15 protein-coding genes are annotated in these 18,294 nt (G+C 55.8%); 9 read left to right on the forward strand and 6 right to left on the reverse strand.

Annotation, left to right across the window (positions count from 1 at the left end):
- The first annotated feature begins 212 nt into the window (after window positions 1–212).
- The 4 genes from RMS95_RS00915 to RMS95_RS00930 all read left to right on the forward strand — a co-directional run bounded on the left by RMS95_RS00915 (window position 213) and on the right by RMS95_RS00930 (window position 5,196).
- A complete protein-coding gene (locus tag RMS95_RS00915) occupies window positions 213–1,139 on the forward strand; it encodes a GGDEF domain-containing protein (RefSeq protein WP_310642806.1) in 927 nt (308 codons plus the stop codon).
- Window positions 1,136–2,041: a phosphate/phosphite/phosphonate ABC transporter substrate-binding protein gene (locus RMS95_RS00920; protein WP_310642807.1), complete on the forward strand. Its 906-nt coding sequence runs from the start codon at window positions 1,136–1,138 to the stop codon at window positions 2,039–2,041. Before RMS95_RS00915 ends, RMS95_RS00920 begins: the two co-directional genes overlap by 4 nt.
- A 14-nt stretch (window positions 2,042–2,055) precedes the next feature.
- Window positions 2,056–3,204, forward strand: coding sequence for a GGDEF domain-containing protein (locus RMS95_RS00925; RefSeq protein ID WP_310642808.1), 1,149 nt, complete (start codon window positions 2,056–2,058; stop codon window positions 3,202–3,204).
- A 144-nt stretch (window positions 3,205–3,348) separates the two neighbouring features.
- Window positions 3,349–5,196 (forward strand): methyl-accepting chemotaxis protein, encoded by a 1,848-nt coding sequence (locus RMS95_RS00930; protein ID WP_310642809.1) that lies wholly within the window; start codon window positions 3,349–3,351, stop codon window positions 5,194–5,196.
- Window positions 5,197–5,261: 65 nt separating this feature from the next.
- Here the strand turns inward: RMS95_RS00930 and RMS95_RS00935 are convergent, their stop codons facing one another.
- The 3 genes from RMS95_RS00935 to gloB form a co-directional block, all read right to left on the reverse strand.
- Window positions 5,262–5,750 carry a PAS domain-containing protein gene (locus RMS95_RS00935; RefSeq protein ID WP_310642810.1) on the reverse strand — a complete coding sequence of 163 codons (489 nt, stop codon included), beginning with the start codon at window positions 5,748–5,750 and terminating at the stop codon, window positions 5,262–5,264.
- A gap of 159 nt (window positions 5,751–5,909) precedes the next feature.
- Window positions 5,910–7,382, reverse strand: a complete 1,473-nt coding sequence (locus tag RMS95_RS00940) for a transglycosylase SLT domain-containing protein (RefSeq protein WP_310642811.1) — start codon at window positions 7,380–7,382, stop codon at window positions 5,910–5,912.
- Window positions 7,379–8,161, reverse strand: a complete 783-nt coding sequence (gene gloB, locus RMS95_RS00945; protein ID WP_310642812.1) for a hydroxyacylglutathione hydrolase — start codon at window positions 8,159–8,161, stop codon at window positions 7,379–7,381. Before gloB ends, RMS95_RS00940 begins: the two co-directional genes overlap by 4 nt.
- On the opposite strand from gloB, the gene RMS95_RS00950 reads away from it, so the two are divergent.
- From RMS95_RS00950 to RMS95_RS00970, 5 genes are all read left to right on the forward strand, one after another.
- The gene (locus RMS95_RS00950; protein ID WP_310642813.1) at window positions 8,160–8,900 is read left to right on the forward strand and encodes a methyltransferase domain-containing protein; all 741 of its coding nucleotides are present in this window, start codon (window positions 8,160–8,162) and stop codon (window positions 8,898–8,900) included. The two genes, gloB and RMS95_RS00950, sit on opposite strands and share 2 nt — an antisense overlap.
- The gene (rnhA, locus tag RMS95_RS00955) at window positions 8,897–9,349 is read left to right on the forward strand and encodes a ribonuclease HI (protein WP_310642814.1); all 453 of its coding nucleotides are present in this window, start codon (window positions 8,897–8,899) and stop codon (window positions 9,347–9,349) included. The genes RMS95_RS00950 and rnhA overlap by 4 nt, the downstream gene beginning before the upstream one ends.
- Before the next feature lie 94 nt (window positions 9,350–9,443).
- On the forward strand, window positions 9,444–10,829 hold the full coding sequence (locus RMS95_RS00960; protein WP_310642815.1) for an efflux RND transporter periplasmic adaptor subunit: 1,386 nt from the start codon (window positions 9,444–9,446) through the stop codon (window positions 10,827–10,829).
- Between the two features lie 21 nt (window positions 10,830–10,850).
- Window positions 10,851–13,952 (forward strand): efflux RND transporter permease subunit, encoded by a 3,102-nt coding sequence (locus RMS95_RS00965; RefSeq protein WP_310642816.1) that lies wholly within the window; start codon window positions 10,851–10,853, stop codon window positions 13,950–13,952.
- A 38-nt stretch (window positions 13,953–13,990) separates the two neighbouring features.
- Entirely contained in the window at window positions 13,991–15,040 is a 1,050-nt protein-coding gene (locus RMS95_RS00970; protein ID WP_310642817.1) for a nitronate monooxygenase, read from the forward strand.
- A gap of 38 nt (window positions 15,041–15,078) precedes the next feature.
- Here the strand turns inward: RMS95_RS00970 and glp are convergent, their stop codons facing one another.
- From glp to moaA, 3 genes are read right to left on the reverse strand one after another with little or no spacing between them, the layout of a single operon-like run.
- The gene (gene glp, locus RMS95_RS00975; RefSeq protein WP_310642818.1) at window positions 15,079–16,362 is read right to left on the reverse strand and encodes a gephyrin-like molybdotransferase Glp; all 1,284 of its coding nucleotides are present in this window, start codon (window positions 16,360–16,362) and stop codon (window positions 15,079–15,081) included.
- A complete protein-coding gene (gene mobA / locus RMS95_RS00980) occupies window positions 16,359–16,997 on the reverse strand; it encodes a molybdenum cofactor guanylyltransferase MobA (RefSeq protein WP_310642819.1) in 639 nt (212 codons plus the stop codon). Before mobA ends, glp begins: the two co-directional genes overlap by 4 nt.
- 24 nt (window positions 16,998–17,021) lie before the next feature.
- Window positions 17,022–18,185 carry a GTP 3',8-cyclase MoaA gene (gene moaA / locus RMS95_RS00985; RefSeq protein WP_310642820.1) on the reverse strand — a complete coding sequence of 388 codons (1,164 nt, stop codon included), beginning with the start codon at window positions 18,183–18,185 and terminating at the stop codon, window positions 17,022–17,024.
- Window positions 18,186–18,294: the final 109 nt, after the last annotated feature.

An 18,294-nucleotide genomic window follows, 5' to 3' on the forward strand; every position in this document is an offset into this window, starting at 1 on the left:
TTTGGTATCGTTCTTCTCGGCTGAGGTGCTTGTACATTGGGCAATTTCGATTTGGCGGTTAAAGCGGCCATGATGCTCTCGCATCCTCAGCCACCTATAACCAGTTCATCTTTGTTGCACTTCGTCCTTGAATCCGCCCCTTGATATTTATTGTGATTTCATCACTTTTGTTAAACTAGTGACAATTTTAAACCTTACCGAGAAATCTGCTCATGAACGACCCCGTTCTTGCGACGTTTGACGCTGCCACTTTTTTGGCAAGCGAAGCTGCTGCATGGATGACGTATTTTGAGTCGGAGCAAGTCGTCAGTGGTTTAGCCCAGAGCTTACAACGCTTGCACCAAGCCGAGCGCTATGAAATCGGTGCGATGCGTCTCATGAATGACGATGACCGCGCGCAGCCTTTTGTAGGCCGTTATTTGTTGATCGATGGCCCGTCTGTGCGTGTGTTGGAAATGATTTCGCCTCAACGCGTAGGTGAACAAGTGGGGCAGTTGGGCGAGCATTTGCTCATCATTGCGCAGCGTTGGTTAACCGCCGTTTCGGCCCTGGCTGCGCAAAATCAGCCACGATCTGTGGTGACGCAAACAGTGCCGCAAGGCCACGATGCAGAACGTTTGGCATGGATGACGCATTTGACCCACTGCCTTGACGCAGCACAGCGGCACACTTATGGCGTGGCATGTATTCATGTTGACATCAAGGCCTTCAAAGCGCTCAACGATGTGTTGGGGGCGAACACGGCACGCAACCTGTTGTACGAGATGGGGACACGCATCATGACCATGCTGCGCAAGCACGACCGTGTGATTCGTTTGGGGGATCACGAGTTCGGCATCATCATTGATCGACTCATGCAACCCGATGGCATCGCGGCGGTGATTCAGCGGTTGATGACAAAACTTGAAAACCCACCTTCGCCTCTGACCCCTTGGAAGGGCGTGCGCTTAGGCATGGCTTTATTTCCCAACGATGCAACAACGGCCGAAGATTTGGTCGCTTTGTCGCATCTGCGTTTGACAGATGCCAAACACCGAGACGTGTTGGAGGATGAGCGTTGGGCCCGCGAGATGCGCGCCCAATCTCTGAATGCGGGCTCTTCGACACAGTCTGAGCTGAAAGCAAACCTCTCCGAATGATCACCAATTTTTGTGGCGCCATGCAGCGCGCCTTGATGTTGCCGCGTGTGTGCGTGCTTGCGTTGTTGGGAATAGGCAGCGCGCTGCTGCCGTCATTGGCCAATGCCCAAGCTAGCAATTGCTTAGGGGACGTCAGTGTGACTAAGCCTTATGTGGTGTCAGTCGTCCCTCAGCTGCCCGCATCCGAAACCTACAGCCATTGGGCCCCGGTCTTGGAGGCCGTCGGCCTTGCCTCCAAGCAATGCTTCACGCTGAATATTTCCAAAACAATTCCCGATTTTGAGGTGGAGTTGTTGGCGGGTACACCTGATTTCTCGTACATGAATCCGTACCACCAAGTGATGGCCTATCGCCGTCAGGCTTACCGCCCCTTGGTGGCCGACGCCACGCCTTTGACCGGCATCGTGGTGGTGCGTCGCGACAGTGGTATTAACAAAATGGATGACTTGAATGGCAAGCAATTGGCGTTTCCATCACCCAATGCTTTCGCCGCGTCTTTGATCACGCGTGCCACTTTGAGCCAACGTGGGATTGACATCAAACCCCTCTACGTGAAGACCCACAGCAATGTCTACCGCAGCGTGCTGCAAGCAGACGTGGTGGCTGGCGGTGGTGTGAACACCACATTGTTGCGCGAGCCCGAGGGGCTGCAATCTCAACTCAAGGTGCTCTTTGAGTCTGCAGGTTATCGCGCCCATCCATTTTCTGCACATCCACGCGTACCTGTTGCGGTGCAAGAAAGCGTGCGCAAAGCTTTCATTGCCTATGCCGGCACGGATGCAGGCAAAGCCGCCATGAACAAAGCGCAAATGCCGCAACCCGTGGCCGTTGACTATGCCCGTGATTATTTGCCGCTCGAACATTTAAAAATTGAAGCGTTTGTTGAAGCTCCCAAACGCTGACCGTTGACCACGACATGACTGATTTGAAAAAAAACTCTTCCCGCGCTTTCGCCCGTATGGCGATTTTTCTTGTGGCGTTGGTGTCATGTTTGCTGCTCGGGGGCTCTTGGCTGGTTTACAGCCATTCAGAAAAGCTCTTTGAAGAACGTCGCCAAACCTCCATGGTCATGCTCACCGAGGGGGTGTCCTTGGCCGTGTTAGAAAGTTTGTTGGTGCGCGATTTCGGCGCGATTGAGGCACGCTTGATGCAGGCGTTGTCCAACGGCAACGTGCAATCGGCGGCGGTGACAGACGTGCGCGGTAACGTGATTGCGAATGTGGCGCGCGATGCCAAAACAGGTCGCCCCATGGCCGTGTTTTCAACGCAACGCATGACGCCACCCGCCACGGGATCCAGTGCGGTGTTGGACGACGATGGCAATTTGCTGAGCTGGCATGCCCTCAACGGTGCGAACCCAGTGGGGTGGTTGCGCTTGGAAGTGGTCGATGACACCAAAAAAGCTTTGCGTAGTTTGGCCCGTGAAACCTTGATCGTGGCCGTGATTTTTTCGGGCTTCATGTTGTTGGTGTTTGGTTGGATTTTGCGCCGCGCTTATGTGGTGATTGACGGCAATGAAGTACGCCTGCAAACCGAAAATTCACACCTGACCGACAAAGCCAACAACGACCCGCTGACTGGTTTACCCAACCGAACCGCCTTGATGCAAAAGTTGCAAGACAGCATGGCACGTGTGGACGAAGCAGGCACGGGCAGCTTGGCGGTTTGCTTCATCGACTTAGACCGTTTCAAACCTGTCAATGACGAACACGGCCATCGCGTTGGCGACAAGGTGCTGCAGTCGGTGACCAGCCGTATCCGTACCATGGCGCGTCAGGGTGACTTTTTGGCGCGCATTGGCGGCGACGAATTTGTGCTGATCGTGCACGGCTTAGAAAACACATGGGAAATCGAACCCGTGCTCAGCCGTTTGTTGCATGTGACCACCACCCCATTTTTGGCAGAAGGCCATTCCGCTCGCTTGGGCTTCAGTATTGGCGTGACGATTTATCCACAAGATAAATCGGATGCGAACACCTTGATCAATCACGCCGATCAAGCCATGTACAAAGCCAAGCGCACAGGTGGTGGTGGTTGGGCACTTTGGCAAGCGGGCGCCGAGTGATGCGCACGGCTTTGCGTCAGTTTCAAGGTAAGGGTTTGGTCTGGCCCTTGTTGTTGGCGTGGTTGGTTTACAGCACTGTTGCTTTGGGTTGGTACATCCACCAAAACCCTGGTTTTTTAAATGCTTTTTGCAGGACAACTTGAGATGAATCTGAATCAATCTAAAAGAGACGCTCACAACATTGAGTTGATTCTCCAGCCGCAAAGGGTCAAAGCCGATGTGGTGATGCTGGGTACCTTGGTGTTTCTGGCTGTGATCAGCATGGGCATTGCTTACTTCACGCAAACGTGGGGTGTGGCTTTGGCGATTGGTTTGCCTGCGCTTGCCGTCCCCCTTGTGATTTATTCGATGGCCCCAGGGTCGCTGGGCTCACGCTTGGCCAACGCCAGTGCGTTCATGGTGTATTCGGCGCTGATGATTCAGCAAACCAGCGGTATGTCCGAGATGCACTTCAGTATTTTTGCGTTGCTGGCGTTCTTGCTTTACTACCGCGATTGGCGTCCATTGGTGGCCGCTGCTGCCGTGATTGCCGTGCATCATGTGGGCTTTGCCTTTTTGCAAGCCACAGGATTTGCGGGGCTCTTTGTGATTGATGGCGCGATCAACCCTTGGATCATCATCTTGCATGCAGCTTTTGTGGTGTTTGAAACCTCGGTGCTGATTTTCATGGCCGTTATCTTGCGCCGTGAAGCGGTGGAGTCAGCCTTGGTGGCTGAGTTGGCGGGTGACATCAGCTTGGGTAACTTTGCATCGAAAGATCATCAAGCCGCTCAAACGGGCTTCCCCTTGTTGAAACAAGTGTCGGACATGCAAAAGTCTTTGGACTCTACATTGCAAGACATCACCAAGGTGATGAACGGTGTGGCGCAAGGCAACTTTGCAGGTCGTGTGACGGTGGAAGCCAAAGGCGATTTGAACGCCTTGAAACAAAATATCAACCAAAGCATTGAAGCCCAACAAGCCGTGTTCCACGACATCACATCCGTGATGAATGCGGTGGCGCATGGTAATTTGGCTGATCGTGTGACGGTGTCTGCCAAAGGTGATTTGGAAGCCTTGAAACACAATGTGAACCAAAGCATCGAAGCTCAGCAATCGGTGTTTGAGGACATCACCTTGGTGATGAAGGGTTTGGCTCAAGGTAATTTGAATGGTCGCGTGACCGTGGCAGCCAAAGGTGATTTGGAAGCCCTCAAAGCCAACATCAACACCTCGTTAGAAGCGCTGCGCAATGCGATGATGATGATTCACAACAACACCCGCCAAGTCGCGGCTGCTTCGAATCAGACCAGCAACGCGATCGGTCAAATTTCCGATGGCGCTCAAAATCAGACGCACGCGATTGGTCAAGTTGCCACAGCCGTGCGCCAAACCGTGACGTCGGTGTCGGATGTGTCCAAAAACACCGAGTTCGCCAGCCACCAATCGAAGAAGTCCGTGGAGTCTGTGCGCTCCAGCATGCGCAAGATGGAAGAGATGGTCACGGTGGTGAACAACATCGCCAGCAACTCCGAGAAGATCAACAAGATCACCGAGGTGATCGAGAAGATCGCCAACAAGACCAATTTGCTGTCGCTGAACGCTGCCATTGAAGCTGCGCGTGCGGGTGAACACGGCAAAGGTTTTGCCGTGGTGGCGGATGAGGTGGGTAAGTTGGCTTTGAACAGTGCCCAAAGCTCACAAGAAATTGCGGCTTTGGTGCAGCAAGCGGTCGAGGAAGCGCATCGCGCAGTCGCTGCGGTGATGGAAGTCAACAAAGACATGACCAACATCGAACAAGGCGCGCGTGAAACTGACACCATGTTGCAACGCATTGCCGCTGCGCTTGAGCAGCAAAGTGCGGCCGTCGAAGAGATCAACGCCAACTTGAGCAACGTGGACAACATTGCTCGCAGTAACGCGGCTGCATCTGAAGAAATCACGGCTACCGTGATTGAACTTTCCAAAATTGCGGATGCGACACGCCGCGAAGTTGAGAAATTCGAAACTTAAAAGTGGCATAAGACCCGATCAGAACTCAGAAGCCTGGCGCGCAGGCTCCAAAGTACGACACGTCGTCAAGCTTCTTGTAGACCCAGTACGAAGTCGTCGTAACTGATTTGGTTGGCGGCCAAGGTGCCGGTCAATAACTGTGTTGAGGCAGCGATGGCATCACGCGTGCCTGCACTGCGCTCAGCTTGCAACATTTGTCGATAAAGCGGTTGAATTTGCGCGATAGCCTTGGGATTGGGCTTGCGGCGCACAGAGAAGTAACCCAACAAGGTGCCTTGTGCATCGTACGAGGGAGTGACGTTGGCAAGCACCCAATAGAAGGAACCATCCTTGCTGATGTTCTTCACAAAGGCAAAAACTTCTTGACCCGCTTGCAAACGGTCCCACAACAGTTTGAACACGGCCCGCGGCATGTCTGGGTGACGAATGATGTTGTGCTGTGTGCCTAAAAGCTCAGACTCCTTGAAGCCCGAATATTCATTGAAGGTGCGGTTGCCGTAGGTGATGCGACCTTTGATGTCAGTCTTGGAGACGATCAAGTCTCCTTCGCGCATGACTTTTTCTTGAGTAGTAGGGGTAATGCGGAAGGAAGTCATTCAGATCTGTCTTGGTTAAGAGATGGATTTTGTCCATCCCCTGCCAACGACGATTTGACATGCATCAACTTCAACAGCAATAAGCCAAAAATAACCTAAATCCACAATTTTGTTGATTTATCGTTTGGCGTATTTAGTCCCCGAATTCGATTTACTTGCCACTGCGCTCTTCTTGCCTTTTGCTGCAGCCACGTGAGTGTTGCCGCGTACTTTGCCGGACACAAACAGTACCACTTGTTGACCTGATTTGAAGCTGGCATTGACCGCAACTTTGTTCCATTCCGCCACTTGTTCGGGCTTGACGTTGTTGCGTTTGGCGATGCTCGCGACCGTGTCTTGCTTGCCCGCTTTGACGGTCATGCGTTTGAGGACTTGCTCGGGTGACAGCTCGAGTCGACCGTTGTCAGCCACGCGCGCGGTCACGTCATCGGCCATGTGTGAGGTGCGTGGCACCAGCAGCGCCGAGCCTGCGCGAATCATCATGTGGGGGGGAATGTTGTTGATGCTGCGAAAGTCAGCTTCACTCATACCGACTTTTTGGGCAGCTTCTGACACCTTCATGGTGCTGGGGGCAATCCAAGCGGTCCAAGTGGCCATGCGGCCGGTTGCAGAGGCTTCGTAGTTGCGCTGAAACACTTCGGCATTGTCCCAAGGCAGCAAGATGGAAGGAATGCCTGCTGCCAACAACACGGGACGGTGAGCTGAGGGGTTCAAGGCTTTGAAATCGTCCAATGAAATTTCGGCCAACTTGGCCGCGACGGTCACATCCATGTCACGCGGCAGAGGCACGCTTTGAAAATAAGGATGGTTCGGAATGTTGGGCAGCGACACGTTGAAGGTGGTCGGGTTTCCAACGATGTTTTTCATCGCTTGCAGCTTGGGCACATACATGCGCGTTTCCATCGGCATGTTCAGATCTGCGTAGGTGGTGGGTAAGCCAGCGCGTTGATTGCGTGCAATGGCCTTGCCGACGTTGCCTTCGCCCCAGTTGTAGGCTGCCAATGCCAAGTGCCAGTCGCCAAACATTTTGTAAAGGCGTTCTAGGTAGTCGAGGGCTGCGCGTGTCGAGGCTTGCACATCGCGGCGGTCATCGCGAAAGGCGTTTTGTTTCAAGTCAAAGCTTTTGCCGGTAGCTGGCATGAACTGCCACATGCCACTGGCACGTGCGCTTGACACCGCTTGGGGGTTGAAAGCGCTCTCGATGAAGGGCAACAAAGCCAACTCGGTGGGCATGTTGCGTTGTTCGAGTTCTTCAACGATGTGATAGAGGTATTTGCTGGATCGCTCGCCCATGCGTTGCAAATAATCGGGCTTGTTGCTGTACCACTGTGTGCGGTCATTCACCAATTCGTTGTCCAAGTCGGGCATGGTGTAGCCCCTGCGAATGCGCTCCCATAAGTCGTTGGGCAGGGCCAAGGTGACAACGTTCTCGTGACGAACTTGACCTTTGGCGACGGGACTCAGGCCAGGTGCCGCGGGCATCAATGGGGCATTCGATGCACGGGGTGGCAATGTGTCAACTTGTTCTAGGTTGGCGCAACCCGCTAAAGCGGTGAGGGCCAGCATCAAAGCGGTGTTCAAAAGTCTCATTGAAAGTCGTTTTTCCATTGGCGCAGTGCCGCAAAGACAGCCACATCGTCGGCTTGTGTCTTGGCATCGAGGCCTGCGTGTTGTGCCACAGCGTGTCGCACATCGGGGTGACGAGCCCGTAAAAACGGGTTGATCTGCAATTCGGTACCAAGTCGGGCGGGCAGGGTGGGTCTTCCTTGTGCACGCAAATTTTGGCAATGAATCTGGTAGGCCTGCAAGTCTGTGTTGCGGGGGTCTACGGCGAGGGCGAATCGCAAGTTGGACAGAGTGTACTCGTGGGCGCAGCACACTTGCGTGTCTGCGGGTAATGCGGCGAGGGCGTCTAGGGAAGCGAGCATTTGGGCCGGTGTGCCTTCAAACAAGCGTCCGCATCCTCCAGAGAATAAGGTGTCGCCACAAAACAACACGGGGCTGGGTTCGGCATGGGGTAAAAAGTACGCCACATGGCCTGCGGTGTGGCCAGGGACATCGAGCACGTCGATGTGCTGACCGAGTAACGACAAGGGTTCTCCTGCCATCACGGGGGTGAAGGGCTGAGGAATATTTTCTCGTGCAGGGCCGAAAACTTGTGCACCTGTTGCCGCTCGCAATTCGTCCACGCCGCCCACATGGTCTGCATGGTGGTGGGTGACTAGAATCGCGGTCAAAATCAGGCCTTCACGCGCCAGTGCTTGCAGCACAGGTGCTGCGTCACCGGGGTCGACCACCACCGCTTGGTCGTCTTGTTGCCACAACCACAGGTAGTTGTCGGCGAAGGCGGGCAGTTCAACGAGTTTCATGACATCTCCACGCATAAATACCGATAGTTTGCACGACTGGTTGGCCACCCCCACTGGGCAGTACTTGCTGCGCTGGGAGCAAGGCCAATTTGACCGTGCTGTGGCTGATGTGTTTGGCTTTCATGCCTTGCAGCTTGGGTTGTCCGAGTTCGATGCGCTTGCGGCCAACCGCATGCCGCATCGCTGGTTGGGCTGCGATCGTTTACCTGTCGGCGCAAGCCTAGGCCGTGATGTGTTTTTGACCCAATACGAGGCATTGCCGTTTTCGGATGCCAGCCTTGATTTGTTGGTCTTGCCTCACACGCTCGAGTTGAGTTTTGATCCCCACGCCACCTTGCGAGAGGTCGCACGCGTGTTGGTGCCCGAGGGGCGCGTGGTGATTGCGGGTTTCAATCCCACCAGCTTGTGGGGGGTGCAAAAAAGCTGTGGCAAAGGCCCGCCTGACGTGGGCGATTACATCGGTCATTGGCGGTTGCGCGATTGGTTGCGGCTGTTGAACTTTGAGGTGCAGGACAACCACTTTGGCTGCTATCGTCCGGCCGTGCGCTCGGAGCGTTGGTTGCAACGTTTGGCTTGGTTGGACTCGGCGGGCTCACGCTCGTGGCCCATTTTTGGCGGCGTTTATATGGTGTCGGCAATCAAACGTGTGCGCGGTATGCGCTTGATGGGACCGGCTTGGAAGACATCACCGGCCCGCGCGGCCAAGGCTGTGACGACAGCCACCAAAGGAATGGAATGAACTCAGTTGAAATTTATACCGATGGCGCTTGCAAAGGCAATCCAGGTCCTGGCGGCTGGGGGGCGCTTTTGCGCTCTCCTTCGGGTGAAGAGAAAGAACTCTTTGGCGGCGAGTTGGGCACGACCAACAACCGCATGGAGCTGTTGGCGGTGATTGAGTCTTTGCGCGCACTGAAGCGACCTTGTCATGTCGCTTTGTATTTAGACAGTGAATACGTGCGCAAAGGCATCACAGAGTGGATTCATGGCTGGAAAGCGCGTGGGTGGCGCACGGCCGCGAAGCAACCCGTGAAGAACGCAGATTTATGGCAAATGTTGGATGCGTTGGTGCACGACGGCGACCATCACATCCATTGGCATTGGGTCAAAGGTCATGCGGGTCACGTGGACAACGAACGTGCTGATGGATTAGCTAACCGAGGTGTGGAGATGGTGCTGTCCTCTCAGTGACAACTTGTGTGAAGCCTTGGTAAATCTGTCTTGAAGTACATCCCGACTGGTACATTGGCCGGTTGTGTGAATGAAACTCAAAAGAAATATCTTCATGGCATCCAAAAAGATTTATCCCCTGGTCGCGTTGTTCGGTATTGCAGCGGCATCTGGTGTGGCGTGGTGGTATCAAAACAGCCCTAAATCAGACACGGTCGTCACGGGTACTGGTGCGCCCAGCGGCGTCAAGACGGTCGGCGTAGAAGTTGCGGCTGTGAGAAAGATCACTTTGCGTGATGATGCCCAAGCGGTGGGCAGTTTGCGCTCACGCCAAAGCGTGATGCTGCGACCTGAGGTCGCTGGTCGCATTGTGTCTTTGGGCTTTTCCGATGGCGCACGCGTGAATGCAGGGCAGCTGTTGGTGCAGTTGGATGACACCTTTCAGCGCGCCGAGGTGCAGCAGTCGTTGGCGCAAATGTCAGTGGCACGGGCCAACTACAAGCGTAACCAAGATTTGGTGGCGCAAAACTTCGTGGCGCAACGTGCATTGGATGAAAGCGCGGCCGCCATGCAAGTTGCCGATGCGCAGTTAGGCCTCTCTTGTGCGCGTTTGGAACGCATGCGCATCGTGTCTCCATTCAACGGCGTTGTGGGTATGCGCAACGTGAACGTGGGTGACTACGTGAAAGACGGTGCGGACTTGATCAATCTGGAAGACATCGGCATGTTGTATGTCGATTACCGATTGCCTGAGCGTTACCAGGTGCAAGTCAAACCCGGCCAAGTGGTCGAAATCAAGCTGGATGCCATTCCTAATCGCTTGTTCAAAGCCACCGTCGAAGCCGTTGATCCTTTGATTGATGCCAATGGTCGCTCGATCGGTGTGCGTGCTGTTTTGGTCAATGGCCCAGGCGAGGCTTTAGCCTCCGTGGGCGAACGTCGTCAAGCCTCGGCTGAAGCTGCGGTGTCCAAAGGCAGTTACACCTCAGCGCCCGTCGGACGCTCCACGCCATTGCCCACACCTCAAAGTTTGGGTTGTGCGCCTAGCATGTTTGAGTACCGTAAAAACGCAGCACCTTCAGGCGGCAATGGTCCCTTGCGTCCTGGCATGTTTGCGCGTGTGACCGCGGTGTTTTCGGTGAAACCCAATGCGCTGGTGGTACCCGAAGAGGCCATCGTCCCGCAAGGCGGCAAACAGTTTGTGATCAAGGCTGTGGCGCCTGCGGATTTCCCCGCGGCATCGGCCAGTGCACCAGCGTTGCCTGCGGACACCAAGTCGGTGTCGCAACGTGTCGAGGTGCAGTTGGGCGTCCGACGTGCTGGTCAAGTGGAGGTGATCAGCGGCCTCACCGAAAGTGATGTGGTGGTGGTCGCTGGCCAGCAGCGTTTGCAAAAAGATGGCTCACCGCTGCGTTTGGTGGAAATGGGCAAAGCCGCCGCCAATCCCGCGTCTGCTGCCTCAGCTGCCGCATCGGCCACTGCGGCTTCAGCAAGCCGCTAAACCTTTCTCAAAGAACGCCTTATGCAGTTGCCTGAGATATCCATTCGCCGCCCGGTGTTCGCCACCGTGCTTTCCTTGCTGATTTTGTTGGTGGGGTTTGTGTCATTCACTCGTTTGAATGTGCGCGAATATCCCAAAATTGACAACCCCGTGGTCACCGTCGAAACCAAATACACCGGTGCATCCAGTGCGGTGGTGGAGTCGCAGGTCACCAAGGTGTTGGAAGACTCTTTGTCGGGTATTGAGGGCGTGGATGTCATCACTTCCATCAGCCGTCAAGAGCAAAGTCAAATCACCATCAACTTTGTGCTCTCTCGTGACGCCGATTCAGCCGCTGCCGATGTGCGTGACAAAGTCAGCCGTGTGCGCCAGCGACTGCCGCAAGGCATTGATGAACCCGTGATTGCCAAGGTTGAAGCCGATGCTTTCCCTGTGATTTGGTTGTCTTTCAGCGCTGACAATTTGAATGTTCTGCAACTGACGGACTATGCCAACCGCATTGCCAAGCCGATGATGCAGACGGCGCCTGGCGCTTCGGACGTGCGTGTGTACGGTGAGCGTAAATATGCCATGCGCATTTGGCTCGATCCCGATCGTTTGGCCGCCTACAAACTCACGCCGCAAGATGTAGAAGATGCGTTACGTCGCTCCAACGTCGAGGTGCCCGCAGGCCGTGTGGAAAGTAAATTGCGCGAGTTCAACGTCACCACCTCGACAGATTTGCAAAAGCCAGTGGAGTTCAGTCAAGTCGTCATCAAGACGGTGAATGGTTTTCAGGTGCGTATTGGCGATGTGGCGCGTGTGGAGCAGGGTCCGCAGTTGGAGCGCACCTCAACCCGTTTGAATGGCAAAGACGCCATCACCTTGGGCGTGATTCGCAACGCCACGGCCAACCCCTTGGATTTAAGTGCCGCCGTGCGCGCCATGATTCCGCGCATCAAAGAAAACTTGCCCCCTGGCGTTGAAATCGAAGTGGCCAACGACAACTCGGTGTTCATCGATCGATCGATCAAGGCGGTGTACCAAACCATTTTTGAAGCCGCTATTTTGGTGGCGCTGGTGATTTTTGTGTTCTTGCGCACATTGCGCGCATCCATCATTCCGTTGGTGACCATTCCTGTGTGCTTGATTGGTACCTTTGCCTTGATGGCCATGTTTGGCTTCACGGTGAACACCTTGACCATGCTGGCCTTGGTGCTGGCCATTGGCTTGGTGGTGGACGATGCGATTGTGGTTTTGGAGAATATTTACCGCCACATCGAAGAGGGCATGTCGCCCTTCCATGCGGCCATCAAAGGCGCCAAAGAAGTGGGCTTTGCGGTCGTCGCAATGACCATGACTCTGGCTGCGGTGTATGCCCCGTTGGCGTTCACGCCAGGGCGCACTGGCAAGTTGTTCACCGAATTTGCGCTGGTGTTGGCGGGCTCGGTGGTCGTGTCTGGATTTGTTGCGCTCACGCTCACACCCATGATGTGTTCGTTGATGCTCAAACACAACCACAACCCGAGTTGGTTTGACCGCACGATGGAGACGCAGCTGCAGCGCTTGTCCAACGCTTACGGACGCGTGTTGGCTTGGACCTTGTCTCGCGGACGCGTGGCTGGGTTTGACATCTCTCGCCGCTGGTTGGTGGTGGCGGTCATGGTGGCAGCAGGCATTGGCACGTTCACCTTGCTCAAGTCGACCAAAAGCGAATTGGCGCCGCTCGAAGACCGAGGCGTGATCTTGACCGTCATCAATGGTCCTGACGGTGCCACGATGGACTACACCACACGCTATGCCAAAGCCATTGAGGGCATGTCGTCCAAATATCCCGAATTCGATCGCATTTTCACGGTGGTGGGCAACCCCACGGTGGCGCAGGGCAACGTGTTTTATCGCGCCTTGCCTTGGGAGGAACGGAAGAAAAGCACGCTTGAAATCGCCCGTGACATGACGCCTGCCGTGGCCTCGCTGCCTGGCGTGACCGCGTTCCCCATCACGCCGCCTTCACTGGGCCAAGCGTTCCGCGAGCGTCCTTTGAACTTTGTGATCTTGACCTCAGACAGCTATCAAAACCTGTCTCAAGTGGTGCGCAGCTTCCAAGAGGAGCTGGCGAAGAACCCAGGCATCGTCAGCGTGGACACCGACTTACGTTTGAACAAGCCTGAGATCAGCATGGAAGTGGACCGTGAGCGTGCGGCAGACATGGGCGTTCCCGTCGAAGCCATTGCCCGAGCCGTGGAAACCATGATGGGTGGGCGACAGGTCACGCGTTACAAGCGTGAAGGCGATCAATACGATGTGATCGTGCAAACAGCCCCCACGGGCCGTGACACGCCGGATGACATTGAGCATATTTTTGTGCGCGGTCGCAACGAAGCCATGATCCCGCTGTCTGCTTTGGTGAAGATCAAAGAGGTGGTGGTGCCGCGTGAGTTGAACCACTTCAGTCAGCGCCGTAGCGCCTCTATCACCGCCAACTTGGCGCCCACTTACTCGCTGGGTGAGGCCTTGACTTACATGGATGCCACATCAAAGAAGTTGCTCAAACCCGGTTACTCGACCGATTTGAACGGTACTTCGCGTGAGTTCGTGAAGTCGTCAGGCTCTTTGGTGATCGTGTTTGTGTTGGCCCTGTTGTTTATCTTCTTGGTCTTGTCGGCCCAGTTTGAGAGCTTCATTGATCCCTTGGTCATCATGCTGTCTGTGCCGTTGTCGATGGTGGGTGCGTTGTTGGCCTTGCAGTTCAGCGGCGGCACTTTGAACGTGTTCAGCCAAATCGGCTTGATCACTTTGGTCGGGTTGATCACCAAGCACGGTATTTTGATTGTGGAGTTTGCCAATCAGTTGCGTGAGGAGGGCATGGAGTTGTTCGCGGCCATCACGCAATCGGCCACCTTGCGCTTACGTCCCATTTTGATGACCACCGGTGCCATGGTGCTGGGCGCTATTCCTTTGGCACTGGCCACAGGGGCGGGCGCTGAGAGCCGTAAGCAAATTGGCTGGGTGATTGTGGGGGGCATGAGTTTGGGCACCTTGCTCACCATTTTTGTGGTGCCGACCATGTACACCTTGTTGGCACGTCACAAAGTGCCCGGTGCCATCACGATTCGTCACGAAGATGATGACGTGGGCGCGTGACGCCAGCAGATTTTTAAATGTGAAGGTGGGGCAGGGTTATGTCGTTTGATTTCTCTCAACTTCAATGCCCCGTCATTCAAGCGCCTATGGCGGGTGGCATCAACACCCCCGCGTTGGCGGCTGCGGTCGCGAACGCGGGCGGGGTGGGCAGTTTTGGCTTCGCCTACAGCAGCCCCGAAAAAATCAGCGCTGATTTGCGTGCAACCCAAGCCCTGACAACGGGCCCCTTGAATGCCAATTTCTTCGTGTTTCAACCGGTTGCCTTGCCCGATGCGGCGCAACAAGCCGCTGCCTTGGCGGCTTTCACTGCCTTAGGGTTGCCCGACGATTGCGTGTTGCGCGTGCCGCAAGCGCCTTTTTATCCCGATTTAGACAGCCTGTTGGTGCCCGTGTGGCAACACCGACCCGCCATGCTGACGTTTCATTTTGGTATCCCGCCCGCGTCCGTCTTGCAACAAGCCAAAGCCTTGGGGATTGCCGTCGGCATCACGGCCACCAGTCTGGCCGAAGCGACGCAGATTGAAGCCGCAGGTGCTGACTTCATCGTGGCGCAAGGGATAGAAGCCGGTGGTCATCGGGGCACCTTTGAGCCCGAAGGCGACGCCGACACAGATTGGCCGTTGGATACCTTGCTGTCCGTGTTGACCGCCCATTGCCGCTTGCCCATCGTGGCAGCCGGTGCGGTCATGGATGGTGCCGACATTCAGCGCGTGTTGCGCTTGGGCGCTGTGGCCGCACAAATGGGTACGGCCTTTTTGTGCTGTGACGAATCGGGGGCGAGTCCTGCGCATCAAGCGTTCATTCGCCACGAACATGCGCGAGGCACGGCTTTCACGCGCGGTTTTTCTGGCCGCCGTGCCCAAGGCATTGCCAACCAATTCATGACCGCATTGCACGGTCAAACGACCTTGCCTTTTCCGATTCAAAACACGTTGACGGGCCCCATTCGCCAACGCGCTGTTCAGCGTAACGATGGCGAACACCAAAGCTTGTGGGCGGGGACGGCCTACCGACAAGCGCAAGCGTTGCCTGCGGCGGTCTTGATGCAGCATTGGAGCGAACAGCTGCAGGCTTGCCGTCGCGTTTGATAGGCTGAATGCCGTGGCTTCTTGCCTAGGGTTGTGGCCTAGATGGCGCCTTCAAACATCATGACATCGACGTCGTCGCCGATGGCCACGTTGCCTTGGCTGTGATGCAAAACGATGAGTCCGTTGCCTTGCACCATAGAACTCAACACGCCTGAGCCTTGATTGCCCGTGGTGCGTACTTGCAGCGTGCCGTCAGCAGCGCTGCTGACGAAACCACGTTGGTACTCCGTGCGGCCTGCTTTTTTGCGTAAGGGCTCTAAGCTTTTGGCGCGCAACAGTGGCGCAGGCTGAGCGGTGCTGCCCATCATGCGCAGCAGTGCGGGACGTACAAAAGCAAGGAAGGTGACCATCACCGCGACAGGGTTGCCGGGCAAGCCAAACAGCACGGATTTGCCAATGCGACCGACCGCCATTGGGCGGCCTGGGCGCATCGCAATTTTCCAAAATGCCACGTCGCCAAGTTTTTTCATCATCGCTTTGGTGAAGTCTGCTTCGCCGACGCTCACGCCGCCGCTGGTGATGATGGCATCGGCTTCTTGTGCGGCTTTGGCAAACGCCGCTTCCAAGAGCGCAGGGTCGTCACGCACCACGCCCATGTCAATCACCTCGCAACCCAGACGTGTGAGTAAGCCAAACACGGTGAAGCGGTTGCTGTCGTACACCGCACCTTCGCGCGGTGACTCGCCCAAGCTCATCACTTCGTCACCGGTTGAGAAATAAGCCACGCGCAAACGGCGGTGCACCCGCACATCGGGTAGCCCCAAACTGGCGATCAGGCCCAAGGCAGCAGGGGTGAGGTGCTGGCCCGCTTTCAATGCGGGCTGGCCTTGCATCAAGTCTTCGCCTGCTAAACGGCGGTTGTCACCGGCTTTCAAGAGATTGGCCGCCAAGGTGATGGTGGTGACGTCGTGGGCCGTGGTGATGTGTGCCAGCTCTTGCGGCACCACCGTGTCGAGCCCATCGGGCAGGATGGCGCCCGTCATGATCTTCAAACACTCGCTTGTGTTGACTTTGCCTTGCCACGCTTTGCCTGCTAGCGCTGTGCCGACCACACGCAGGCTCAAGGGGTGGTTGGCTTGCCATTGCGACGCGTCGAACGCAAACCCGTCCATGGCCGAGTTGTTGTGCGCAGGTACGCTGATGGGCGAGATCACGTCTTGGGCCAAAACGCGGCCAAGGGCATCAAACAAAAAGACGTCTTGCGCTTCACTGGCAGGCAGCGGTTGCGTCAAGTGCGTTAAAAAATCACCCACTTGGCGCACGCTCAAGGCTTGTGGGTCGTAGCCTTGCAGGGCTGCGGCGATGTCGTCGAGGCTTTTCATGCGGGCTGAGATTCGAGGTTTTGCAACTCTTGCAAGGTGTTCACGTTGGCAAAGGCGAGGGGATCATCTTGGGGTGCATTAAAGGGCACCAACACGGTTTTGTGCTGGTTCGTCCATGCGTCGATCTTGCGGCCACCGGCGTGGGTAAAGGCCACCAAGTTTTCCAGCATCGTGACTTTCATGAGACAAAAAACGGGTTGGCTACGTAGTTCGATTTGACCTTGGGCATTGACTTCGGGGGCCGCCGCCATCGCCATGTCGGCATCGTCGTTCACCAAAGCTTGCGCCAAGCGCTCGGCCAAGTCCAACGGCAAACGTGGGGTGTCACAAGGCACGGTCAGCAGATAGGGGGTTTCGCAACGCTCTAGACCGGCCACAAAGCCCGACAACGGTCCCGCGAAGTCTGCGGACGCATCTGGCCATACTGACGCGCCAAATGACTCGTAGGCGGAGAGGTTGCGGTTGGCGTTGACCATCACGGTCTCAACTTGCGGACCTAAGCGCATCAGGGCGTGTAGGGCGAGTGGCAGACCGTTGAAGTTTTGCAGACCTTTGTCGACGCCGCCCATGCGGCTACCGCGCCCACCAGCCAAGATGAGGCCTGTGATGTCTTGTGGATGAATGGCGTCGGTCATGGCAATGTGTTGGGAAAGAGGGGGTTAACCACCGATGTAGCTCATCTCAACGCGACGCACGGCAGGGGCGCTGTCGGCGGGCAAGCTGGCTCGGAGTTCAGAGTAACGGTCGTCGCGGCGGTGCCAAATGTGGCCGATGGCCGAGGCGAGTTGCGCGTCAGTGGCGGTTTCTTGGCGCATCAGGCTTCGCAGGTCGTAGCCTTGGGAGGCAAACAGGCACAGGTAGAGCTTGCCTTCGGTGGATAGGCGAGCGCGGTTGCAGTCTTGGCAAAACGCTTGTGTCACGCTGCTGATGACGCCCACTTCACCCAAGCTCGGGTCGAACTGACCTGCTGCGTTGGCGTAGCCCCAACGTTGTGCTGTTTCGCCCAGTGTGCTGGCTTCCAGAGACACCAAGGGGAATTCTTGTTGGAGTTTGGCAATCACCTCGGCCGATGGCAAGACGTCGTCCATGCACCAACCGTTGGTGGCGCCCACATCCATGTATTCGATGAAACGCAGCGTGATGCCGCTGCCGCGAAAGTGGCGTGCCATGGGCAAGATCTGGTCAACATTGGTACGGCGCTTGACCACCATGTTGACTTTGAGGCCTGTCAAGCGGCCTTGGCTGTCGAGTCCAAGGCCCGCTGCCTTGGCTGCTTCGATGCCTTCCAGCACATCGGCGACCGGAAAGTCAACGTCATTCATTTGTCGGAACACCGCATCGTCTAATCCGTCCAAGCTGACCGTCACACGGTTCAGACCGGCGTCTTTGAGTTGCTGCGCTTTGCGCTTGAGCAAAGAGCCATTGGTGGTGAGGGTCAGATCAAGTGGCGTGCCATCGGGTGTGCGAATGTTGGCCAATTGCTCAACCAAAATTTCTAAGTTTTTGCGCAGCAGAGGCTCACCGCCCGTGAGTCGAATCTTGCGCACACCGTGCGCCACAAAAATTTTCGCGAGGCGCGTGATTTCTTCAAAGTTCAACAAGTCGCTGTGCGGCAAATAAGCGTAGTCTTTGTCGAACACCTCTTTGGGCATGCAGTAGTTGCAGCGGAAGTTGCAACGGTCCGTCACGCTGATGCGCAGGTCGTGCAATGGCCGACCCAAGCTGTCGCTCAGCAAACCAAGGGTGGCAATGGGCTGCGAGGGGACCGTCGCCACCAGTGCTTGGATCCGTTGATCGACGAGAGGAATGACACGTTCAGACATAACGCTGATTTTGCCTGATTGCCTATAACCCTAAAGCCAAAGACGCGAGGGAGACACCGACTCGGGATAACCATAACGGAGGGGGTTTGGACCTGCTCTCAGAATCAGG

It is taken from the genome of Limnohabitans sp., assembly GCF_031539175.1.
In the GTDB taxonomy this organism is placed as follows: domain Bacteria; phylum Pseudomonadota; class Gammaproteobacteria; order Burkholderiales; family Burkholderiaceae_C; genus Limnohabitans.